Raw genomic sequence first — 23,720 nt, 5'->3', positions numbered from 1 at the left:
CCATTTATCTGTTAATTTCAATATAGACGTTCGTACCCTTTCCTGGTAATGATGTAATTTCTAATCTGCTATTTCTCCCGTAAATGAGCTGCAATCGGTTGTTAATATTTACAAGAGCAATACTACTACTACTTTTTTTCTGCCACGTTTCATTATCCATGATAGAGACTCCTTCTGTTAAAGCCTTCTTGATTGATGCTAATCTCTCATCCCTGATTCCCACTCCATTATCACGTACTGAAATGTTTAGGGAATTCTGATTGCCTTTAATGTTAATATAGATTTTTAGAGCATTGGTATGATCTATATAGCCATGATGTATTGCATTTTCAATGAGAGGTTGGATGATATATTTCGGAACGGGATAATCTAAAACCCTTTCGTCAACCTCCCAATATACTTCAAGGTTGTCCTCTAATCGATTTTTCATGATATTAATATAGGTTTTCGTAAAGATGATTTCTTCCTGCAAGGGGATTTCTTGCTCTTCATTTCTTAATCGGAAACGAAGTAGTTTCCCTAATTCCACAATCATGTCTGAGATTTCAAACTGATCATGTTGGATTGCTTTCATATTAATTGATTCCAATGTATTGAAAAGAAAATGTGGATCCATCTGGGATTGTAGAGCTTTGAACTCCGCTTCCGCATTACGTTGGTTAATCTCATATACCTTTTCAACTAGATACTCGATCTCAGACAACATTCCATCATATGCAACACCCAGTTCAGAGATTTCATCCAGAGAATCATTAGCCGATTGACTTTTAGACTGAAATAATAGTATTTTATTTTTCAAAATGTCAAATGGCTTCAATAAATAATTCGCCATATAATAGGAAATAGGCAAGGAAATCAGGATACAAATACCTAATAAGAGTAATAAGAAACGATCAAATTCTTCAACTTCCTTATATAAGGAGTCCTCAGAAATAAAATTAACAATTTTCATTCCTGTTTTTTTAGATGTATTTGTTACACATATATAGCGGTCACCACTACTTTCCTCTTGAACCCAGCTATAATTTGTTTGACAGTCGGAAAAATCAGCTGAATTTTGATTTCCTATTAAGGGTTCATTATCAGAGGTTAGAATTTGCCAATATTCATTATTAAATTGTGCAGTGATTTCCTCTAAATAAGATGGAGAAAAGTCTATTCGAATCACTCCAAGCTCCCCTTGATCACTCGGGTCCCTGAGTAAACGTATATAACTTAAAAATTCTCCATTACTTTTTATATAGTAGTTGGGGCTTTTATCGAAGTAAGTAATCCATCCTCCTTTTTGTTTTTTCACTTTTTGAAACCATTCCTGCTCTTCTAGTTGAAAATTATCCGTTAATAATGAATCACCTAGGTTACTAAAAACCTGTCCATTTTCCGTGAAAATGTGAATTCCATACACTTGGTCCTTATTAAAGGTAACGCTGGATAAAAATAAAGAAAGCGTTTTAATATGTATTGCCTTTTTGTAAATGGTAGTTGAATCACTATCATATTCTCTTAATATATTTATAAGGTCTCGATTATACAAAATAGAAAGTGTAGACCTTGAAGCATCCTCCATCATTAAATCTAAATTATACCCTAGTTGTATAATCGAATTCTCTGTCCTCTTTACAACTTCTTTGTTACTGGACGACTTAAACGTTTTGTGAACAGCTATTCCCACAGTAATAAGGAGAATCAGCACGAGACTTGTAAACGTGATAAATATTTTATTCCTTAATTTCATGTTTTGAACTCCTTGTCATTATCCATGTAAAGCAAGGAACCAAGGAAATCCTTGGTTCACATTATGATTAACATAATTTTTACAGGAGTCTTATTCTCAACAGATTGATAGGCTGTAGTACCACTGCTACTTTTTTCATTCCTGATTGTCCCGTTTCAAGGGGTGACTTTCCGGCTCTACAATCGTAACAAAATCTTCGATAAGTCCTACTTCCATACTATTCCTTCAGCCAATTCATTTAGTACTCTCGCATCTAGTGTCCTTATGCACAACTTGTTGTTTCTTCCTCTTAGAATCTCCTTGTTCTGTTTTCTTTCCTTTTCGATTAGAGCAGTCTCGATGAATTGGTCAAAAAGACATTACATGCGAATGCTAATTCTATTGAGGAAGGTTTTAAGAATTATTTAAAAGTGAAGAAAGGTTTTCTGTGGTGAGCAGAAAACCTTTTTCGTATCATTGGAGCACTATATTTTTTTAAGCATCATTTTCCAGGATTTTGAGGCCTACCTGGATTTTCTGGTTTGCCTGGCTTATTTGGCATACAAGGTTTGCCTGGATTTTCAGGTTTACCAGGTTTGGTAGGTTTCCCTGGCTTGCATAGTTGATCCGCCCAGGTGATTGTATAGGTTAACGTGGAGATACCATCAGTTCCGGTTACAATAATTTTTGTATTCTCGGAACCGTGCACGAGTTCAATATTTGCACCGAGTTGACTCAGCTCCACTACTATATTTTCAGTTGGGGCAGCATTCATGGTGTAGTTTAATTTACCTGGGTGGAAGTCTTCAATTTCTTTACCATTAATGTTAATCGATCGTAAGGTTGCGTCTGTTTCCGGTACAGGAATTTTGTAAAGCTCACTTCCAAGTGCGTAATAGATGCTTCCATCAACCCCGACGGTCATGCTGTTCATGAAATCCTCAACAAGAACTTTGTAATCTAATGTTTTTGGATCAATCACAATCAGACTGCGTGATAAAGTTGTATAGAGCATGCCATCCGGTCCCCACTTAAGGCGATAAGGAAACCATTTACTGCTATTATATAAACTTGGCCGTATGACTTTACTATCAACAACTTCATAGGTTTCAGGATTCATTTTGAAGATTGTCCCCTCAACAGCACCCCATAAAAATCCATCTGGTCCGATTGATAAATCACCAATCATTCGTGGTGCTGTATCAATACCCGGAATTTCAGGTGTGAATTCCGTGATTTTTTCGCCCTTTTCAACATCCCAAACAAAGATTTTTGCCTCTTCGGCCTTTGGATTAATTCCTAATCCACCCCAGACAGATGTTCCACCAAATAGCTTTCCATCGTGGTAGGCCAGGCTAATAATACTTTGATCTTGAACAACATTACGTTGCTGTGACCATTCATCTGTTTCAGAATCATAGATAGCTAGGGCTCCACCTAAAACTCCATAATCAGGGATAGTTCCAACAAATAGCTTATTTTCACCTGATGTGATGGCAAAAGGACGGTCTTGTTCATCTTTAATATCATATTCAAGCTTTGGATTGCTATTTAAATCTACTGGCTGTGTTGGATCATAGCTGTACATAATAGCTCCTACATATGTTCCAAAATAAACGGTATCGTTCATGAATCCAATTCCTTCTGGTTGGGCAAACGAAGAAATATTCACTTCGATTTCATCGGAGAATGGATTATACACACTCATGCCACGCTGATAGCCGCCCATATATAACTTTCCGTCTGGACCAGTTTCAAGTGATTGAATAGCTACAGCTGTTGCAGCCAGGTCTAGCATGACAAACGACAGCTCATTCGTTTCTGGATGATAGAGCATATATTCGCCATATTGCGTCACCATGGCCAATACTGTTTCGCCAGTAGATAACGTAAGCCAGGCCATATCCTTTACCCGTGGTGTATCCGGAAGAACTGGAAGCCCCGTGATTAACGTTTCTACGTTTGTATTGAGATCGTATTTATAAAATTGTGTTCCATTTTTGTAATAAATCATATTTGGCTGGTTTGGATCAGGTTCAGAAATCATATTGCTAAACCCGAACGAACCTTCAACTTCCATTGTCTCTGGATTAATGACGAGCATATTGATAGTTGAAACTGCAACGAGAAGCTTCCCATTCACAACCCAAACATCCTGGATAAAACCATTTTCACCTGAGTGCCCTTCGATGATAAGTTCCTCTTTATCACCTGTATGGCGATTAATTTTATACAGATGCTTCGTTGTCCCGGTCCCTGCGTAAATATAATCCCCATCAACAGCTAATCCGCGTACGTACTCCTGGTCCGTGACACTGCCAAAGTCTCTGAATTCTCCTGTGTTGATATCATATTCGAAAACACCTCCGGCTGGGTATGTGGCACCATAAATCTTGCCATCTTTTGTCGCTTCAAGATCCCAAACCCAAGCAGCGGAAGGATTGGCTCCGAGGTCTTCGACAACTTTCCGTTCCGGAACATAACGATATAATTTCCCATCAGAAGTACCCGCAAAGTACACATTCTTATCAGGTCCGATGGTTATGGCCCATACAGCTTCTGTGTTATCAATTACTTTAGAAAATTTAAGTTTCCCCGTTTCGGCGTCCAATACCGAGAAAGTTCCGGGATGTCCGTTTGAATGATAGTATACTTCATTCTCACCCAGACTATTTTTTTGAATAGCTCCTGCTTGGCCTAATTGGACATGGACCATTTCTCCAAGGTTAATAGGTTCGGCATATTCGCGGTCTAATTGGGAATCATCTGTTACCTTTTTGAACGTAACATCGTCAAAATATACTTCTGTGAAACTAATCCCGCCAGAATAGAATGCCAGTTTTGCATATGCTGCATTTTCTGGAACGACACTAAATACCTTTAAATCAATCCACTCATTTTTCGGCAGGTTGCCGTTAAGTTCACGATGGTCAGTAATTTTCTTATTGTCTTTATCAAAATATCGAATTTCGGTTACAACATTATGCGTCTGGCTGATGACATTGGAATAAACGGTCAATAAATAGGAGGCACCAGGCTCAACGGCGATTTTATCACTTAAAACACTGACACCCGCTTTATCTGTTGTATCATGCAAGTGTAAGCTTTGCACTCCTGTACGAGCCCGTTCTGTACTAACTTGAATACCTGGTCCTTCAAATTCTGATTTCCAACCTGTAATATTGCCATCTGTTACTTTCTCTTCAAAGCCTGGATTCACCACGTCTTTGTTAATATCTTCTGTTGGAGGTTCTTCAACAGATGTGCCTTCAATTGTTACATCATCAAAATACGCTTCAGTAATGGAAGGATGGCCAGAGTTAAATCGCAATTCGACCTTGGCTGTACCATCAGGAACCTCAAAAGGAACCTGAATTTCAGTCCATTTGTTTGTTCCCAAAACAGCTGAGCCAAAGTTAATAAAGGTAGCTTGGCCTACTCTTTGGTTTTCAGCGTTGTAATAATGAACCTCAAAACCAATACTATGTGATTGCCTGACAACATTTACAAATGCTTTCGCGATATAAGACTCTCCAGCTGTAACAGAAACCTTTTCACTGGTTACCTGTAAATTGCCTCCCGGGTTATTGCTATTTTCATCTAGAAAATATAAGCTTTTATTTCCGGTTCTGGCTTTTTCTCCGCTGAATGCGATACTTGTGGATGAATTCTTGGTTACGAGACTCCAACCTGGATACACCACTTCCGCTTCAAAAGATGCATTTTCCGGTAGTGTTTCTGTAGAATCCGAAGCCTTCACAATTTTCACATCATCAAAGTAAGCTTCAGTTAGAGAAGGATTTCCTGAATTAAATCGAAGCTCAACCTTTGTTGCCCCATCCGGAACTGTGAACGGCACACTGAGTTCAGTCCATTGGTTTGTTCCCAAGGCTGCTGCCTGAAAGTTAATAAATGTTGCTGTTCCAACCTTATTATTTTCATTATTGAAATAATGAACCTCGTACCCAATACTATGAGTTTGATTAACAACGTTTACAAATGCTTTCGCGATATAAGATTGCCCTGGATTAACAGGTATTTTTTCACTTGCCATTTGTAAATTGCCACCGCTAGTGCTGTTATTTGCATCTTTGAAATGTAAGCTTTGGGTTCCTGAATGAGCCCTATCTTTACTGACAGCTATACTTGTAAGTGAATTATTCGTAACAAGGCCCCAACCAGGAATTACGGTCTCCTCAAAACTGCCGTTCAAAACTGCTCCAGGCATAGCACTGTTTTCTATTATTTGTGAGTTTGATACTGTATAAGGACCAAATAAACTGAAAACAAGTGTAAAACAGAAATAAAGGATAAACTGTCTTTTCAATTTTTGTTTCTTCATTATTGACCTCCCCATTTTTTATGACTCGATGGTATGACCTGCAAAACTCTCCCCTCATTAGAACGGCTTACTGAACAGAACATAGTACTAAGTCCTCAACCAAATATAGCGGCTGCTCACCAGTTCGTGGTCTCGCCCTTCTAGTTTTCTCCTCAATGCTCTAAATTCCTGCTAATTCATACTGACGGGAATATGACCATAAATAAATTAGGTAAGAAGTAGCAGGAATGATGTAATGAATTCTCGAAAATTACTAACTGCCTTAAGGTGTCATGTGAATAAAATTGAACTTGCCTTCCATTACGGAGACAACCTGATATGAATTTTTTGAGTAGGCAAAGCAGAAAAATTAAGCAGGGCAGACAACATAGACGATGGGGATTCTGCCAGTGAGGCAGGAGGAGATAAATTCTCCCTAGAAAATAGGGGAGTATTCTTTCAAGAAGGAGGGCATATATCTTCAAGATTATCCTTGAATGAGTTTGATAGACATAAAATAAATTTATTTCTGATGGAGCCGTTTGGTTTGCAGAGCCTTAGGCAAAATTCTCTTGGAAGAATAACTCGTTGACGGTATCTATCATCCTCTTCTATTAGGCATCTGTCTTTTTTACGATCGTTTAGTACATAGAGGGAACGATAAAAAAGGTTAATCAACCATTTAAAAAAGCTGAAGCAACTCATTCATTTTCAGGGGAAAAAAGAAAAACAGATGCAGTAAATGTCCTTTTACTGGGAAGTGACTCCAGGGGAGAAAAACAATCAAGAACCGATACTATAATGGTAGGACACTATAATCCAAAAACTCAAGAGATAAAACTAATTTCGCTCATGCGGGATATGTACGTATCCATACCTGGACATGGAAAGCATAAATTAAATGCTGCTTATACATACGGAGGACCTGAATTATTAAGGGAGACCATTCAATTAAATTTTGGCCTGGATATTCATCATTATGCGATTGCAAACTTTGAAGGCTTCGAAAAAGCTGTCGACCTTCTCGCGCCTGGTGGAATTGGAGTAGATATTCCATATGAGATGCCCATTGGTAACGGAATGGTGTTAGAGAAAGGGTATCAACAACTTCATGGCAAAGAACTGTTAGGATATGTTCGTTTCCGTCAAGATCGCCTAAGTGACTTCGGCCGGGTACAAAGACAGCAAGAAGTCATCACAAAATTAAAGGATGAAGCCGTTAGTATACATAGTGTCGCAAAGCTTCCCGATCTCTTAGGACTTTTAGGTACATACATCGATACCGATATTGATACCCCCACACTTTTGACGATGGGAAAAGACGTTCTGACAAATGAAAGTGGAGAAATGAAAACACTGCGAATTCCCGAAGATGGCAGCTGTACAAATGTACGCCATGAAGAAATTGGGGAAGTCTTAGAAGTAGACTTTGAACAAAATAAAGCAATTCTTACTACTTTTTTAAGAGAAGAAAATAGTAAGCCTTAATTACCCTCTCTCTCGATCCTAAAAATGTTGGTTACATTTAAAACCTAATATAAAATTTTAAAAAGAAAAAACCGCACGCGAGAAAATTTCCGTGCGGTTAAATTATGTATATTTGGCGGTATTGATTGGGTTCTTTCTTTTCCTAAAAAAACACTAAGGCAAATACTGTCCTAAGTCCTTATACTTTCAAGGAAAAGCACAATTGAAAACGTTATCATATTATATATGTTTAACCATTGATGTATAATATTTTAGTGTTATACTATTCTTAAAATTTAATATATCCGAATATTACGATAGTTTGAGGAGAAATAAGAATGAAGAAAGAAAAACTACCTTTTATTTTCCATCCTTTAGGAGACCAGGCAGTCGTCATAGAGCTTGGAGATGATATTAACGAAGAAACCCAGCAAAAGGTCCAACTCGTTACCTCGTTACTGGACAGAAACATGGAATCCTGGATGATTGAATACATACCCGCCTTCACAACTGTCACAGTGTTTTACGACCCGTTTGAAGTTATCTATAAGTTTAGAGGGCTATCCAAATTGCCATATGATATCGTCTGTATACAACTAAAAAAATTAGTAGAAAAAATTTCCCCAACCAAAGAAACAATGCAGCGGACTGTTGAAATTCCGGTTTGCTATGGTGGGGAAATGGGCCCGGATCTCCCTTTTGTCGCAGAGCATAACAGTCTTTCCCAAGAAGAAGTGATTCACATCCATTCAACTGGTGACTACACGGTTTTTATGATTGGCTTTGCTCCAGGTTTTCCTTTTATCGGGGGCATGTCAGAAAAAATAGCCACGCCACGAAGAAATAGCCCAAGATTAAAAATCCCTCCGAGAACTGTCGGAATCGCTGGCAAACAAACAGGGGTATATCCGATTGAAACGCCGGGTGGCTGGCAATTGATAGGCCGCACACCGATAGAGCTGTTCCGGCCTGAGGACGATCCGCCCACCCTCTTGAGAGCCGGCGATAAAATTAAATTTATTCCGATTAGCATTGAAGAATACAAAAGTCTTGGAGGAGATCCATCATGATTACCGTGGTGAAACCGGGACTCCTTACAAGTGTTCAGGATATGGGCCGATTTGGATACCAAAAATATGGAGTGATAGCCAGCGGAGTAATGGACCAATTAGCTCACCGGGTTGCTAATATACTGGTAGGCAACAAGGATAACGAACCTACTCTCGAAATAACTCTGCTCGGACCAGTTTTACGAATTGGTATGGATTGCTTGATCTCTATTTGTGGAGGAGACCTTTCCCCTACTATTAATCGCCAACCGGTGAGAACATGGCGTACTATCTTTGTGAAAAAAGGCAGTGAACTTCGATTTGGACCTGCGGTAACCGGAACTCGGGTATATCTGGCAGTGGCTGGAGGTATAACGGTCCAGGAAGTTATGAACAGTAAATCCACCTACTTAAGGGCCGGAATTGGAGGGTATGAAGGTCGTGCTTTACAACCGGGAGATGTTATAAAATTTGCCACTCCTGGAGGCCTTTCGACAGCTATGATCGAATATTTAGCTGGTCAAACCGGGAATAAGCCTTTTGCCGAAATGGATTGGTCGATAACATCAAATTTAATTCCGATTCACCGAAGAGACATGCCGATCCGCGTCATCAAAGGCAAGCAGTATCACCTGTTCGATGAGGAAAGCAAACGAAAGATTTTCAGTGAGAGGTTTGAAGTTTCCCCACAATCAGATCGAATGGGATACCGAATTAAAGGTCCAGTTTTACGTCTTGAGGTTCCACAGGAACTAATCTCGGAGGCCGTCAGTTTTGGCTCCATCCAGGTTCCTGCTGAAGGAAACCCGATAGTATTGCTGGCTGACCGGCAAACGACAGGTGGCTATCCGAAAATTGGACAAATTGCTTCTGTCGATTTACTCTTGATTGCCCAAGCAAAGCCTGGGGATTACATCACCTTTAAACATGTGACTCACGAAGAAGCTCAGCGTCTTTTCCTTGAAAGAGAGGAAAACCTAAAGCAGCTCAAAAGTGGTATTAATTTAAAATTCAAATAGGAGGAACAAGCAAATGGCAATTGTTGATATTAACTGTGACATGGGAGAAAGCTTCGGTACATACACACTTGGAAGGGATAGGAAAATTCTCGATTATGTGACGTCCGCAAACATTGCCTGCGGATTTCATGCCGGCGATCCTGCAACGATGAGGAAAACTGTAAAACTAGCCATTGAGAAAAACGTCGGAATCGGCGTTCATCCTGGTCTTCCGGACCTTGTTGGATTCGGGAGAAGAGAAATGAACATCTCCCCTCAGGAAGCATACGACTTGGTGGTCTACCAAATCGGAGCCCTTAGTGCGTTTGTAAAAGCGGAAGGAGGAAAAATTCAGCATGTTAAACCTCATGGTGCACTCTTTAACATGGCTGCAAAAAATGCTGGACTTGCAGAGGCCATTGCTGAGGCTGTGTACAAGGTCAATCCCGAGCTGGTCTTTTTCGGCCTGGCAGGTAGTGAACTAGTAAAAGCCGGGCATAGACTAGGCCTTCGGACGGCCAGTGAAGTCTTTTCCGATCGCACCTATCAGGAAGATGGTTCCTTAACATCAAGGCGTGAACCGGATGCTCTTATCAAGGACCATGAAACTGCAGTCAGCCAGGTGGTCCGTATGGTAAAGGAGGGGTTGGTGACTTCCCAGCAAGGTTCCGATATTTCGATAAAGGCTGATACGGTCTGCATTCACGGCGATGGTGAAAGCGCTCTCGATTTTGCCAAGTATATCACCTCAGCATTAAAGGAAAATGGTATTACAATTGCCTCAATAGGAAGTTTTTTAAATAAGATAAATTAGGCCTGCTATCAGGCCAATACATTTAGGGGGTACATATGGAGAACAAAAAATCAACTGCCAGTATTTTAATGGGTGCCGCGTTCCTAATGGCAACTTCAGCAATTGGCCCAGGGTTCCTTACTCAGACAACAGTTTTTACACAATCCCTTCTAGCAAGCTTCGGATTTGTCATTTTAATTTCCATTATTATTGATATTGGGGCCCAGATGAATATATGGAGAATCATAGCTATTTCAGGAAAGCGCGCCCAGGATATTGCCAATGATGTTCTTCCCGGCCTCGGTTATTTCCTGGCGGCTCTCATTGTTGCCGGAGGACTTGCTTTTAACATTGGAAATATTGCCGGTGCAGGACTTGGTGTAAATGTTCTATTTGGCTGGTCAACAGAAATGGGAGCTCTTCTCAGCGGGATCATTGCGATTGGTATTTTCCTAGTTCGTGAAGCCGGGAAAGCCATGGACCGTTTCGCCCAGATAATGGGGTTTGTCATGATTGCCCTTACTGTTTATGTGATGTTTACAGCCCAGCCCCCTGTTGGAGAAGCGGTTGTAAAGACTTTTGCTCCTGATAAAATTGATCTCCTTGCGATTGTCACCCTTGTCGGCGGAACTGTAGGAGGCTATATTACGTTTGCCGGAGGTCACCGCTTGCTTGATGCAGGAATAAAAGGAAAAGAATCATTGCCAGAAGTAACCAAAAGTGCAGTGAGTGCGATTGGTATCGCCTCAATTATGAGGATTTTTCTATTCCTTGCAGCCTTAGGAATAGTAGCCCAGGGTCTTGCGATTGATCCTGCCAATCCCCCAGCCTCTGTGTTTAAACTGGCCGCAGGAAATGTCGGCTACAAAATATTCGGTGTGGTTATGTGGGCTGCTGCCGTTACCTCTGTTGTCGGTGCTGCTTATACGTCCGTATCGTTCATCCAGACGTTAAGCAAGACAGTCAATAAATATAATAAATGGACAATCGTCGCCTTTATTGCGATTTCTACCCTTGTTTTCGTAATTATTGGAAGACCTGTTAAAATTCTTGTACTCGTTGGATCCATTAATGGACTTATTTTACCTATTGCATTAGGTGTCATGCTGGTCGCTGCCTACAGGCCAAAAATCGTTGGCGACTATAAACAACCTCTCTGGATGACGATTTTTGGAGTTGTCATCGTCATTGCAATGGCGATTATGGGGGGATATTCACTCGTAAACGGAATCCCTCAGCTATTTAAATAAGTAGGAAACGAGGTTCTTTTATGCAAAGCACAATAGGAATGATGGCCCCACAAGCAATACGCGAAAAAATCCGTGCAAACGAGTGGGTAAAACCTACTTCCGGTTTAGCTCACGGTTATATCCAGGCAAATCTGGCTGTGCTTCCAAAGGATTTAGCGTTTGAATTTCTCTTGTTTTGCCAAAGGAACCCGAAGCCTTGCCCCATCATCGATGTCACGATGCCAGGATCCGGGGTCCCAGCCCTTTCAGCTCCTGATGCTGACTTGAGGACCGATATACCGAAATACCGCGTCTATCGAAATGGAGTCTTTACTGAAGAATTAACAGACGTATCAGCCCTATGGGATGATTATATGGTCGGTTTTCTAATCGGTTGCAGCTTTACGTTTGAAGAAGCCCTTTTGAAAAATGGAATCCCAATACGCCATATGGAAGAAAGACGGAATGTTCCCATGTACAAGACAAACATTCCAACCGTAAAAGCGGGCAGATTTGAAGGCCCCACGGTTGTCAGCATGCGACCGATGACCGAAAAGGATGCCATTCGAGCAATTCAGGTCACAAGCAGGTTCCCTTCTGTCCATGGAGCCCCTATTCATATCGGCAATCCGGCTGCCATCGGCATTGAGGATATCCATTCTCCAGATTTCGGTGACAGCGTCACGATAAAGGATGGAGAGATTCCGGTCTTTTGGGCATGTGGCGTAACTCCGCAAGCTGTTGCCATGCATATGAAACCAGAGATTATGATTACACATGCCCCTGGCCATATGTTTGTAACTGACCTGAAAAATGAACAGTTTAGTGTACTTTAGATTTTGTACTTGAAAACCGGCTACTTTCAGTCGAATGAAGAAAAAGACCCGCCGGGTGTTTTCTTTATCACTGGAATTTCTACAATAAGGGCCTTGTTATCCTCCAGTTTATAGGAGTTAACAAGGCCCTTATCTATTTTATTTGATTGTAATAGTCACAGAATTGAAGTTCTTTGAGTTTGTTAATGGATTATAGTTTTTCTCGATATTACCTGCTGCGTCCACCGCAAACCAGTTGATTATTGTTGTCTTATCAACCTTCAAGACTTCGGCAGGTTCGCGAGTTCCGGCTAGGCGGATATGAGCTGATTCAAATGTTGGCTTGCTTCCATCAAGAGTATAATAGATGGTCGCAGCTTCATTTGTTTCAAATGCGACATTTACAGGGCCGGAGTACTTGCCGTTTCCTGGTACGGCCTTTGTTGAAGGCGGCTGCTTATCTTTAGATTGGTTATACGCAACCTTAATCAATCCGATTAATCCGTTGGCAAATTCCATTGCTTCCTCGTGTCCCTCTTCATATGGCGGCTGGAAGCCAACTGAAACCCATCTATTCGTGTCCTTATTCCAAAGTTGTGCACCTACTTCAAAATTCCAAGCGTAAATTCCTTTTTCATACCAGAGGTAGTCAGCAGAATTGCCAGCGGCTGAATATAATACATCAGGAATTGGGCCTGTACGGCTTGGCTTAATAACTGTTCCCCGGTGCTCTTTAATATCAGTCAATATTTCATTTGATGCTGCCCAGTAGAATGCTTCCTGGCCAGCAGTAGGACGAGGCAATGTTACACGGTTAGGGTCATAAGCACCAGGTGACCACATAAAGTATCCGCCATGGCTGTGTATATTCATTGCAAACTTGATATTTGGATTTTGATCCGCTAACCAAACCAGGTTTTTCGCTTCTGGCTCTGAATTCTCAGCAGGTCCTGCATAAGTGTCACTTCTACAGTTGGTTGTTGAAGCTCCAACAAATCCATCATAGGCTGAACCAACTGAATGGTTGCGGTTTAAGTCAACTCCCCACGCATTTCTATATGCAGGGTCAGATTCATTCGGACCGCAATGATTTGTCATATTTCTCCGCTGCATATTGAAATCATAAAAGCTGTAATGACCCCCATCCGGATTCACTGAAGGTACCAGGAAAATATCCAGATTGTTGACAAGCTGCTTCGTTTCGCCGTCATGGGCATAGTTTCTTAGCAAACGTTCCGCTGTTTCAATTGTAACTAGCGGCGTTACCCACTCGCGCGCATGTTCTTGTGCATATCCAAGTACACCTGGTTTAGATCCATCACGGTGTTTTCCGATTCGGATTGCTTTGACCGTTTGCGGTTCTCGGGAAATATTATCTGGTGCTTTAAGGTTATCTGATAGCTTTGCCGAAACAGGTGTGACTGCGCCAGTACCAGCATTACCACGGTATGTAGTAGCGGTCACTAAACTACTTGCCTGTTTATTCAATGCATCAACAACCTGCCTTGCAGTACTCACTGCTGCCCCGCTCGCATTGGTTGCTAACTCGACAGTGATTTTCTTTCCGTCAACCTTTACGGTAAGAGGTGCACTTGCCACTCCTGGATTTACAAATTCAACTGAAATATTGTTTCCGCCCTCATGTCCCCATGCTTTCGAAGAAACGACAACAGCGTTTGTTGTTAGAGCACCCATTGTTGCTTGAGCTAAACGGCGATATCCGTTTGTTTTATTAGGCATTTCGATAATCTCAACTAAATCAGGAAATTCTTTGGCAAGCTGCTCAGCTCTTTCATACAACTCTGTTGGATCCATATAGTGGTCAACAAAATTCGTTACATAATGTTTCTTCGGATTTCCTGCTTTTCTATCTCCCAGCCACTCTGTGACAGCAGTGCTTGCTGTTCCACCTTGGTTACTGGTGATAGTAACTGATTTGGGTACAGCTGTGACAGGAACCTCAAACCAGTGGTACATATACTCACCATAGTCAACAAACCTGGACATAGTTACTGTCTTTTCCTGTCCACCTTCATCCCACTTTGCAGTAAGTGCCGTACTAGCAGATGTACCTCCGCTAGATTTAGCCTCAACATAAAGGAAAGTACCCGATTGGTTTGTGTAATGGTTCCCCCTAAGGACTTTTATCGTGTCCTCTGCTGCAGCAACACTTGCTTGAATCTGCAAAGCTTCATTTCTTTCTGCAACATTCTGATTAAACTGCCCTTCACTTAAGAGCGTGTCCTTTACCTGAATCCCATTCTTCTTTAACAGTGCAATCTGTGATGGTGTTGCTACCACTTCAACCTCATATCCATCCCCATGCTGATGAATTCCGTGATCAAGAGTAACCCCTAGTTCTTCCAGTTTGTCTAGCGCCTTTCTATCTGGCACTTCAAGCTCGACGATAGAGATTGACTCCTCTTTAGGAATTGCTTCCCCCTTGTCCCGCTCAGCCCCTGCAAAACCTGGGGCAATCGCGGAAAAGCCCAACCCGGTCAGCGCAGTTGCCATTACGAAGCCCTGAATCAGTTTTTTCGGTTTTTTCAAAACTCCAACACCTCCTAAAGTAGTCCACTACGGTGGACAAAACTATTATATTTATAATCTTCTAAATATTTTGTTATAATTTCTGAGAGAAAAATTTAAAAAAAGTAAGGATTGTACAAACCTAATTAATCATACATTATTTCCATCTAATGTTTATTCTTATTTATACTGTATTAATAGGGAAAATTAAACGATAGTTTAACAAAAATTTTCATGCCCATCACCAATAAATCTATATAAATATAGTAATATATGAAATATCTCATTATAAATTATTTCGATTTTTGTCCTTTTATTGTAAATTTTGTTGAAAGATTTTCGGGTGTCTAATATTTTGTGAGGCGAGGTAAGTATCAGGAATGTTTCTACGTCATTTTCTATCTTTCCATCACTTGTATAAGTAGATCGAAGGCTACGCTTAAAAGGGTTAATGACGGGGTATTTTAAAATTTATCGAACATAAATAAAAACGAGCTATCCTCACCGGGGGATGTGTAGTAAATGAGAAAAGACCGCAAAGAACTATGCGGTCAGCAGTTTCACTAGATAGCACAAGATAATTGTTCCAGTCCAGCCTCTAGGCTTTCGAGGGTAAAGCAACACTATAAATTAAGGTAAGACACTGCGTTTTATCCTAGTAGGGCTAAGCTTCAAAGTAGTGAGGAAGGAAATTTCCGCACAACTGCCCAACTGGAGGGTTGAAGTCAAATAGCTAAATTTTGATAAGGTTATCCTGTTTCTCTGTTTCCGTGATAATAATATTTCTCTTTGCCATTTCGTCGATATATTCTTTCCCAGGAACGATTAGCTCTGGTGGATGGACCCCTTTTTTGACTATCGTTCCATTGCCTATCATTTGAGCTACGATGGAAATGGTGTTTGCAGTTGCGCGTGCCATCGCTGTCACATTATTTGTACGATCTTTAAATGTCGTCATTTCATATTCGTACGTCGTTTTCACACCATTTTTTTCTCCTGAGACGATTACCCGAAGCAATACCACATCATCTTTGTCTTTTAAGTCCACAATCGGGGCAAGAACCTTTAACAAGACGTCTCTTGGCTTCACTTGCTGCCCTTTAATCTCCACTTCGTAATCATTACGGGTAAGGTTAAGATCAACAAGCAATTTGAATTTTTCAGCATGGCCTGGAAAGCGGATCGTTTTATACTCCAATTCATCCAAATTTGGGTATGAATAAGGTAATGTGGAGGTTCCACCTGAAGTATGAAAGGCTTCCAGCGGACCAAATTTCTCAAAGTAGATTTTTTCTACCTCTGAAAGTGATGGTACTTCTAACTTCACTCCATTGCGAATGATTAATGAAGGATCGGTATAATGATCAAATAATCCTTCCATTGAAAAAACATGATTATATTCAAGCGGAGGTTCAGGTCTTGCAGGAATCCCTCCAACATACATTTTAATGGACTTGACCTTATCGAGCTTGCTTGCTCCATAGCCCGCCAAAATATTTATCGCACCTGGGGCAACACCCAAATCTGGGATAACGGTCGAATGAGCTGCCACCGCCTCTTCTTTCAGCTCCAACACGCGATCCGTAATTTGGCCGATATGTCCCCCAAGGTCAACAGAACTTACTCCTGTTGCAATAGCTGCTTTCGCAACCTTTTCATTAAAGGTATAAAATAGTGCATTTACAACAACATCATAGTGGCTAATAAAATTAGTTAATTCCTCATAGTTGCCCGCATCAACAGAATACGCTTTTAATTTCGGTGACTGAAGTTGGTTGCATACTTGTTGGGCACGATCTAAATCAATATCTGCCAATCCAACTGCATCTACTCCAACACTTTGCACTAAATCACGCGCTGCTTCCTTCCCCATTAATCCAGAACCTAATACAGCAACTTTCATATTCACACCTTCCTTTCAAAAATCGTACAGTGTCCCTGTTCAGTGCCCATACATATAATTTTGTAGTTTACTTTATTATAAAATTCGAAAATTCGTAATAATATGTACACTTTAACCAAAAATAGATGCATTTTACATCCGTTTTATATACTTTTTTTACCAAATGAAAAAAATAAAGATTGGTACACAGCTATGGATTTATTGGAGGTAGTAAAACTTTGAGGCAAATATTTGGATAAAGCGAATCACTTCGGTCAAATTCTCAATGCTGTGGCCCCACATATGATGAATACTATAGAATGGTAATCAACAGATATTATTATCCCATATAAAAAGAACAAACTGTTTTCATTTGGAAAATCAGCTTGTTCTTAATCATTAAAAAAAGGTATCGAATGAATCCACTTCTATATAGAAGGTGGGAATTTAGGGTCACCTACTCAAGGAATTGAAGATTTGGTCAAGCTCAATTTACCTACTACCTTTCTAAACTTATAAAAAAGATAGGCCCCTCTTACATATAAATCGATAGCGATGGAAATCCATATACCTGCTATACCCATGCCCAATTGAATTCCGAGAATGTACACCCCAATAACGCGGATGCCCCACATTCCGATAGCCGTGCTGTACATCGGACTCTTGGTGTCACCGCTGCCCTGTAAGGCACCAGCCAACACTAGCCCAACTGCCAATGCCGGTTGGGCAAAAGCATCGATTCGCAGCGCAGTTACGACCATATCGATTGCATTCTGGTCTTTTGTGAACCAAGTAGCGAACCACGGTGATAGGAAGTAAAGCACCACGCCAATCAGGGACATGAACCCTACAGCAACCCCTGTTGTCAGAATACCGTACTGATAGGCATCTCTAAACCGTTTTGCTCCGATATGTTGACCTACCAAGGTTGTGGCTGCGACCGCCAGGCCATAGCCTGGCATATAAGAGAACGTCTCAATATTTCCTGCAATCGTATGGGCTGCATATGTATCTGAACCGATTTTTACAATAAGGCCAAAGTAAAGCACCTGGCCAAGGCGCATGACTAATCGTTCCATTGCTGCAGGTGTTGATAAGGAGAGAATTGACCTTGTGTCTTCTTTCGATCCTCCTCCGAACATTGAAAAGGAGACCGAAGATTTTTTAATATAATAATACAAAGCGAAAGTTCCTAGGATCCTGACAATGACGGTGGCCCAAGCTGCACCCGCTACGCCGAAACCCGGCAGCCCAATCAATCCAAAAATAAGGATGTAATCTAGTGCGATATGGACTACATTAATCCACAAGCTTACCTTCATTGGCGTTTTCGTATCACCAGCTGCTCTAAGGATGCTGCCAAAAGTAAGCATAAGTGCAATAAAGACAGAAGAAAGTCCTACAATCTGCAAGTAAAGCCTTCCGTCTGTTAGTACTTCCTCAGTTGCCCCCATCATTCTAAGAAGCGGATCACTAAATAACAAAGTAATGATTGCAAATAAAATTCCAGCTATTATAGAAATAATTGTTGATTGCCGGGCGATTGATTTTGCTCTTCCCATTTCACCTGCTCCGATATTTCTCGAAATAAGGGAAGATGTTCCAACTCCTATCGCCATAAAGATTGCAAGATAAACAGCAAGTATGGCATTTGCTACCCCTACAGCAGTTACTTCATTTAAGCCTATTTTTGCGACGAACAAGGTATCGACAAATCCAACCACTGTCTGCAAAATATTCTCAATCATAGCGGGAAGTGCTAAAGCAAGGATAACCCCAAGCTTCTGTTTATTCGTTTTCCTTGCATCCAATTCCTCCAAAGCAATCCCTCCGCTAGCCAGCTCTTGCTATTTCTTCATTAATTTTTGAATAGTAACCATTACTTCATCAATGACTTCTGAATCCCCTTGATGGATGCGCTCCACCACACAGTGTTTTAAGTGGCCTTCCAAAAGAATACTTGCGACACTATTCATTGCTGATTGGATGGCGGAAATTTGGGCAATAACATCATCACAGTACGTGTCATTTGCAATCATTTTTTTTACGCCTCGGATCTGCCCTTCAATCCGATTCAGCCTCGACTCAAGGTTTTTCTTTACCTTTTGCGAATGGTGGCTTCTCCGTTTGCTATCAGAACAGCAATCGTCTTGTTCCAAAAATAATTCCGAAGCTAATTCCAATGTTGAAGACGTAGTATCGGTTTTCAAAACCGGGATAACCTCAGCAGTTGCCAAACCGGAAGAATTCTCTCCTCGCTCCGAAACAGGCAAAGAAGCCCCCAAACCCAAATCGTCAGCACCAGCAGATTTGCCAATATCTTTTTCCAATGCCAGATTCTCCACCCCTTTTCCTCCTGTTTTAGGAAATCCTTTCCTGTGTTAATCTGTATAGCTCATCTTTTCCTCCAATCCGCTTAAGGAACTTATGAAAAGGCTCCCTCTTTTTCCCCATAGCATTGTAGACGCGGAGAATGTCATCCACTGCTGTATAAAGCTCATCCGGAGTTAATTTTTCTTTAAATAAGCTGCCAGCTTCTGCATCAGCGCCTTTTGTTTTTCCGCCTACATAGAGATTATAATGATGATTCACCTTCATCACGCCAATATCATTCACCAAAGGTTCCCCGCAACCGATAGGACAACCGGTATACGCTGGCCTTAACGTGAAGGGCACCGGCGTTCCGGCAATCCGCTTGTTGAGCTCAATTGCAACAGGCATGCCTTCTTCTACAGCTCCCTTGCAAAAATTACATGTTCTAAGGCTTTTCACATAGGGTCCGACCGGAAAACAGCTTAGTCCCGCATCTTCAAATTCCTGTACAATTCGGTCTTTTTCACCCTCAGGAATATCAATATATAGCTGTTGAAAAACTGTCAGTTCCAGTTCCTCGTCCTCCTGCAAGTATTTAGCAAGGACAAGGAGCTGTTTTGCTGTCAGCTTTGCGCCAAAACCGATCCCGCCATTCACTGCAATTTTAATTTTCTTTTCAGACTCCATAAAATTCTCCCTTTCAGGATGTTTTTTCTAATCTATTCGAATGGCAATGGCATGCCACTGCATGGCTATCACCAAGGTTTTCAATTTTAGGGCTTTTCGTATGACATATGCTCTCTTGCATCGGGCACCTTTTTACAAACGGGCAGCCTACGCCATCTTGGGTGGCATCGACTTCACCATCGTAAATCAGCTGATCACGATTCTGGATAAAGTAATTGAGATCTTTAACCACTGAAACGAGCGCTTTTGTATAAGGGTGAGTGGGCGATTGAATAATCTTTTTTGTAGGCCCGACCTCTACAATTCTGCCCTGGTACATGACCGCAATCCGATCACACATATAACTCGCTGTCGAGAGATCATGCGTGATCAGCATCATCGTAAGGCCCATTTTTTCTTTTAGGTCGAGGAGAAGGTTCAATATGCCCGCCCGAACAGAGACATCGAGCATTGAAGTCGGCTCATCAGCTGCTATGAACAATGGCCTCAAAATAACCGCTCTTGCAATTGCAATCCGCTGCCTTTGTCCCCCGCTTAATTGATGGGGATAACGGTACATATAATCTTCAGCTGGCTTAAGCTCGATAGACTCAATTGCCTCTTTTACCCTTTCGAATTTTTCCTTTTGTGAAAGCTGTTTTTCATGGGCGTTAAGGGGTTCCATTAAAATATCCAGTATTGTCATTCCGGGATTCAGCGTATCATATGGGTCTTGGAAAATTAATTGCATTTTTTTACGGACCTTTTTCATTTCGGCATCAGTGAGTTTACAAAGGTCGACTCCGTCAAACCAGACCTCCCCATTTGTTTCCTTCATGAGTCTCATAACCATCCGGGCGGTTGTGGTTTTTCCGCATCCACTTTCACCGATGATGCCAATGGTTTCCCCCTTATTTATTTCGAAATTGACATCATTGACAGCATATACATTTGTTATCTTTCTATTAAAAATGTTCCCCGATTTTTTCACAAATGTTTTCTTTAGGTTTGTTACTTTCAGCAAAGTTGAGTTACCCATTTTTCTCCTCCTCAAGAAAGCATGCTGTGTAATGGCCAGGTTTCACTTCTTTGAATTCAGGAGTTTCCTGTCTGCAGCGTTCAAAAGCGTATGGACAACGGGTATGGAAACGGCAACAGCTTGTCATGTTTACGAGATTGGGCACACTTCCCGGGATTGATGTTACTTTACGGTCTGGATTCGACAAATCAGGGGTTGCCTCAAGCAATGCTTTGGAATATGGATGCCTTGTATCCTTCACTATGTCTTCAGTTGTAGCCCATTCAACGATATGTCCTGCATACATAATCGCAATTTTTTCGCAGATGGCTGTTACCATAGGAAGATCATGTGAAATCAAAATTACAGAAAGGTTCATTTTTTCCTGCAAGTTTTTGATTAGGGCAATAACCTGTGCTTGGGTTAGTACATCCAGACCGGTTGTCGACTCATCGGAAATAACAATCTTCGGATTACATGCTAGCGCCATCGCAATGGCAACACGCTGTTTCATCCCGCCACTGAATTCATGGGGGTAACTCGTCAAGCGGCTGCCATCAATTCCTACAATTTCGAGCAGCCGTTTCGTTCTGTCTATTGCCTCCCGTCTATCCACTTTCTCATGAAGCTTAATCGCCTCCATGATTTGATAGCCGATTGTATAAACCGGGTTTAGCGCGTTCATGGCGCTTTGTGGAATTACAGAAATATCGCGCCACCGCATGGAGGTTAGTTCCGATTCTGATGCCTTCAATAAGTCTGTTTCTTTTAATAAAACACTGCCCGATACAACCTTCCCAGGAAACTCTATCAATCTTAAAATTGATTGAGCAACCGTGGTTTTTCCGCAGCCAGACTCACCAATCAGACCTAGCATTTCTCCTTCCTCAACCGAAAAAGAAACATTCTCCACGGCTCTGGAAATCCCTTTTTCGGTCTTAAAAAAGGTGGATAAATTTTTCACAGTCAAAACAGCAGCCATTATTAACGCCCCTTTCTCAGTCGAGGATTCAACGTCTCTTCAAGTGAATAGCCTGTAAAGGCAAAGCCAATAACCAATGTTGTAATCAAGAGGCCTGGAGGAAGGATCCACCAAATCCACGAATCATTAAGGAAGGCACCCCTTGCCTGGGCATAGTATAAAACTGTTCCCCAGCTTTTTGTAAACGGGTCACCTAACCCGAGGAAGCTCAATGATGCTTCAATCAAAATAGCGTTGCTTGCTGCCATCACAAATTGGGAAAGGGCGATTGGGATGACGCCTGGCAGGATATGCCGTGTAAGAATTACCTTAATATCCGTTCCAATCGACCTCGCCGCTTCTACATATCCCTTTGTTTTTAAAGTCAACACTTGAGACCGGATGACCCTTGCAGGGGATGCCCAGGAAGTCAGGCTAATAACGAGAATAATATTCCAAAAACTCGGCCCTATGAAGGCTGCTAATAGGATCATTAATGGAAGGAACGGGATGACAAGGACCAAATCGACAAGCCTCATCAATAAAGAATCCGTCTTTCCGCCAAAATATCCGGCGATGACCCCGATAATACAGCCGAGAACGATTGAAAAAAAGGCTGCAATAACCCCAATTAATAATGAAACTCTTGTTCCGTAAATCAACTCACTTAATATGTCCTGCCCAACATCATTTGTCCCCAATAAATGATCGCTGCTTGGTTTTTCGAATGGCGCTCCCGCCCGTTCAACCGGATCATATGGGGCAATGACAGGAGCGAATGTAGCGATGACAAAAAACATGACTAAAAGAACTAATCCAACCAACCCCAACGAGTTGGAAGTAAGAACACGCCAATATTGATTCAATCTGAGACTACCCATTATTCCGCCCCACTTTCGGGTCCAGCAGTGGATAAATCAAATCGGCCAATAAATTGGCAATGACCACGCTGAAGGTAATTATTAGAAATGTTGCCTGGATAAGGGGATAATCCCTGCTTAATACCGATTCGAACATAAGCCGGCCAACTCCAGGATAAGCGAACACTGTTTCAATGACCGTTGCCCCACCAAGTGTAAAACCTAGACTTAACATAAAAACTGTTGCAACCGGAAGCAGCGCGTTGCGCATCGCATGCTTATATTTTACGACTTTTTCTTTAACTCCCTTCGCTTTTGCCATCATGATATAATCCTCTCCAAGCACATTCAGCATAGAATACCTCATCGTCATGTATGTGCTAGTGACGGAAATCAAAACGAGGGTCGTCAAAGGTAGTACAAGATGTTTTACGATATCAACAAACCGATCAATCCCAGTAAAATTTGACCAGGCGCTTTCCGCACCGAATACCGGGAACCAGCCAAGCTGTGCCGCAAATATTGAAACGAGGATCATTCCGGTCCAGAAGGATGGCATAGCGCTTAAAAACATAAACATTGTTAAGAGATTGGCATCTGTTTTTGTTCCCCTGCGCCATGCAGATATCGTCCCAAATAAAACACCAATGATAGTCGAAAGCACTAAGCCCAATCCTGTCAAGAGCAAAGTCCATGGCAGCCGTTCCATCAGAAGCTCGGAGATGGGACGTTTTTGCTGGTAGGAAAAACCAAAATCACCGGTGAATATATTTTTAATGTAGGTAATGTACTGCTCACCTATCGAGTCATTTAATCCATGTTTTTCAAGGATAGCTTCCTTCTCAGCACTTGACATAAAGCCAACATCTTCCCCGGCAAGATATACAAGCGGATTTCCCGGCATCAGCCTTGGCAAAAGAAAATTCAATGTAAGCATTAATAAAATGACTATTGTATATTGAAGGACTTTCCCTGATATAAACTTCCCCACTGTTCTCCCTCCTCCAAAGCATGGTACCGCCACCATGACAAGTAATTTTTCCTACCCACTGCAGCGGTTCTGAACACCAGTTTCACCTGAACTTATAAAAAGTTTCCCGTAAAA

The 23,720-nt window shown here is 41.4% G+C and carries 17 protein-coding genes; 6 read left to right on the top strand and 11 right to left on the bottom strand.

The window, feature by feature from the left end; genetic code table 11:
• Positions 1–4: 4 nt before the first annotated feature.
• Both A8F94_RS22760 and A8F94_RS22755 read right to left on the bottom strand, forming a co-directional pair.
• Complete coding sequence (locus A8F94_RS22760) at positions 5–1,735, bottom strand: sensor histidine kinase (RefSeq protein WP_066206196.1); 1,731 nt, start codon at positions 1,733–1,735, stop codon at positions 5–7.
• A 481-nt stretch (positions 1,736–2,216) separates the two neighbouring features.
• On the bottom strand, positions 2,217–6,056 hold the full coding sequence (locus A8F94_RS22755) for a carbohydrate binding domain-containing protein (protein ID WP_066206193.1): 3,840 nt from the start codon (positions 6,054–6,056) through the stop codon (positions 2,217–2,219).
• 627 nt (positions 6,057–6,683) lie between these two features.
• On the opposite strand from A8F94_RS22755, the gene A8F94_RS22750 reads away from it, so the two are divergent.
• The 6 genes from A8F94_RS22750 (at position 6,684) to A8F94_RS22725 (ending at position 12,407) form a co-directional block, all read left to right on the top strand.
• Complete coding sequence (locus A8F94_RS22750; protein ID WP_368072811.1) at positions 6,684–7,523, top strand: LCP family protein; 840 nt, start codon at positions 6,684–6,686, stop codon at positions 7,521–7,523.
• A gap of 317 nt (positions 7,524–7,840) precedes the next feature.
• Positions 7,841–8,572 (top strand): 5-oxoprolinase subunit PxpB, encoded by a 732-nt coding sequence (pxpB, locus tag A8F94_RS22745; protein ID WP_066206187.1) that lies wholly within the window; start codon positions 7,841–7,843, stop codon positions 8,570–8,572.
• Positions 8,569–9,570 (top strand): biotin-dependent carboxyltransferase family protein, encoded by a 1,002-nt coding sequence (locus A8F94_RS22740; RefSeq protein ID WP_066206184.1) that lies wholly within the window; start codon positions 8,569–8,571, stop codon positions 9,568–9,570. The genes pxpB and A8F94_RS22740 overlap by 4 nt, the downstream gene beginning before the upstream one ends.
• 13 nt (positions 9,571–9,583) lie before the next feature.
• Entirely contained in the window at positions 9,584–10,363 is a 780-nt protein-coding gene (locus A8F94_RS22735; RefSeq protein WP_066206181.1) for a LamB/YcsF family protein, read from the top strand.
• 35 nt (positions 10,364–10,398) lie between these two features.
• A complete protein-coding gene (locus A8F94_RS22730; RefSeq protein ID WP_066206176.1) occupies positions 10,399–11,592 on the top strand; it encodes an NRAMP family divalent metal transporter in 1,194 nt (397 codons plus the stop codon).
• A gap of 41 nt (positions 11,593–11,633) precedes the next feature.
• Positions 11,634–12,407 carry a putative hydro-lyase gene (locus A8F94_RS22725; RefSeq protein ID WP_139070171.1) on the top strand — a complete coding sequence of 258 codons (774 nt, stop codon included), beginning with the start codon at positions 11,634–11,636 and terminating at the stop codon, positions 12,405–12,407.
• A 138-nt stretch (positions 12,408–12,545) separates the two neighbouring features.
• On the opposite strand, the gene A8F94_RS22720 is transcribed toward A8F94_RS22725, so the two are convergent.
• The 9 genes from A8F94_RS22720 to A8F94_RS22680 form a co-directional block, all read right to left on the bottom strand.
• Positions 12,546–14,936 carry a M14 family metallopeptidase gene (locus tag A8F94_RS22720; RefSeq protein ID WP_077247872.1) on the bottom strand — a complete coding sequence of 797 codons (2,391 nt, stop codon included), beginning with the start codon at positions 14,934–14,936 and terminating at the stop codon, positions 12,546–12,548.
• Positions 14,937–15,648: 712 nt separating this feature from the next.
• Positions 15,649–16,818 carry a saccharopine dehydrogenase family protein gene (locus tag A8F94_RS22715; RefSeq protein ID WP_066206170.1) on the bottom strand — a complete coding sequence of 390 codons (1,170 nt, stop codon included), beginning with the start codon at positions 16,816–16,818 and terminating at the stop codon, positions 15,649–15,651.
• A gap of 440 nt (positions 16,819–17,258) precedes the next feature.
• Positions 17,259–18,623 carry an MATE family efflux transporter gene (locus tag A8F94_RS22710; RefSeq protein ID WP_066206167.1) on the bottom strand — a complete coding sequence of 455 codons (1,365 nt, stop codon included), beginning with the start codon at positions 18,621–18,623 and terminating at the stop codon, positions 17,259–17,261.
• A gap of 21 nt (positions 18,624–18,644) precedes the next feature.
• A complete protein-coding gene (locus A8F94_RS22705; RefSeq protein ID WP_066206933.1) occupies positions 18,645–18,980 on the bottom strand; it encodes a metal-sensitive transcriptional regulator in 336 nt (111 codons plus the stop codon).
• A gap of 178 nt (positions 18,981–19,158) precedes the next feature.
• A complete protein-coding gene (locus tag A8F94_RS22700) occupies positions 19,159–19,797 on the bottom strand; it encodes a nitrite reductase (RefSeq protein ID WP_066206164.1) in 639 nt (212 codons plus the stop codon).
• Between the two features lie 13 nt (positions 19,798–19,810).
• Positions 19,811–20,815: an ABC transporter ATP-binding protein gene (locus tag A8F94_RS22695; protein WP_066206160.1), complete on the bottom strand. Its 1,005-nt coding sequence runs from the start codon at positions 20,813–20,815 to the stop codon at positions 19,811–19,813.
• Positions 20,808–21,776 carry an ABC transporter ATP-binding protein gene (locus A8F94_RS22690; RefSeq protein ID WP_066206158.1) on the bottom strand — a complete coding sequence of 323 codons (969 nt, stop codon included), beginning with the start codon at positions 21,774–21,776 and terminating at the stop codon, positions 20,808–20,810. Before A8F94_RS22690 ends, A8F94_RS22695 begins: the two co-directional genes overlap by 8 nt.
• A gap of 2 nt (positions 21,777–21,778) precedes the next feature.
• Entirely contained in the window at positions 21,779–22,636 is an 858-nt protein-coding gene (locus tag A8F94_RS22685) for an ABC transporter permease (protein ID WP_066206155.1), read from the bottom strand.
• Positions 22,629–23,606: an ABC transporter permease gene (locus A8F94_RS22680; protein ID WP_077247871.1), complete on the bottom strand. Its 978-nt coding sequence runs from the start codon at positions 23,604–23,606 to the stop codon at positions 22,629–22,631. Before A8F94_RS22680 ends, A8F94_RS22685 begins: the two co-directional genes overlap by 8 nt.
• Between the last annotated feature and the right edge of the window lie 114 nt (positions 23,607–23,720).

Origin of the sequence: Bacillus sp. FJAT-27225, assembly GCF_001685025.1 — a bacterium.
Taxonomy (GTDB): Bacteria; Bacillota; Bacilli; order Bacillales; family Cytobacillaceae; genus Bacillus_D.
Note: the sequence above shows the minus strand (reverse complement) of the source record. Positions and strands in the feature narration are given on the sequence as shown.

Coding starts and splice junctions, on each gene's coding strand:
- A8F94_RS22760 (WP_066206196.1), bottom strand. CDS start 1,735: ATGAAATTAAGGAATAAAATATTTATCACGTTTACAAGTCTCGTGCTG.
- A8F94_RS22755 (WP_066206193.1), bottom strand. CDS start 6,056: ATGAAGAAACAAAAATTGAAAAGACAGTTTATCCTTTATTTCTGTTTT.
- pxpB (WP_066206187.1), top strand. CDS start 7,841: ATGAAGAAAGAAAAACTACCTTTTATTTTCCATCCTTTAGGAGACCAG.
- A8F94_RS22740 (WP_066206184.1), top strand. CDS start 8,569: ATGATTACCGTGGTGAAACCGGGACTCCTTACAAGTGTTCAGGATATG.
- A8F94_RS22735 (WP_066206181.1), top strand. CDS start 9,584: ATGGCAATTGTTGATATTAACTGTGACATGGGAGAAAGCTTCGGTACA.
- A8F94_RS22730 (WP_066206176.1), top strand. CDS start 10,399: ATGGAGAACAAAAAATCAACTGCCAGTATTTTAATGGGTGCCGCGTTC.
- A8F94_RS22725 (WP_139070171.1), top strand. CDS start 11,634: ATGGCCCCACAAGCAATACGCGAAAAAATCCGTGCAAACGAGTGGGTA.
- A8F94_RS22715 (WP_066206170.1), bottom strand. CDS start 16,818: ATGAAAGTTGCTGTATTAGGTTCTGGATTAATGGGGAAGGAAGCAGCG.
- A8F94_RS22700 (WP_066206164.1), bottom strand. CDS start 19,797: ATGGAGTCTGAAAAGAAAATTAAAATTGCAGTGAATGGCGGGATCGGT.
- A8F94_RS22695 (WP_066206160.1), bottom strand. CDS start 20,815: ATGGGTAACTCAACTTTGCTGAAAGTAACAAACCTAAAGAAAACATTT.
- A8F94_RS22690 (WP_066206158.1), bottom strand. CDS start 21,776: ATGGCTGCTGTTTTGACTGTGAAAAATTTATCCACCTTTTTTAAGACC.
- A8F94_RS22685 (WP_066206155.1), bottom strand. CDS start 22,636: ATGGGTAGTCTCAGATTGAATCAATATTGGCGTGTTCTTACTTCCAAC.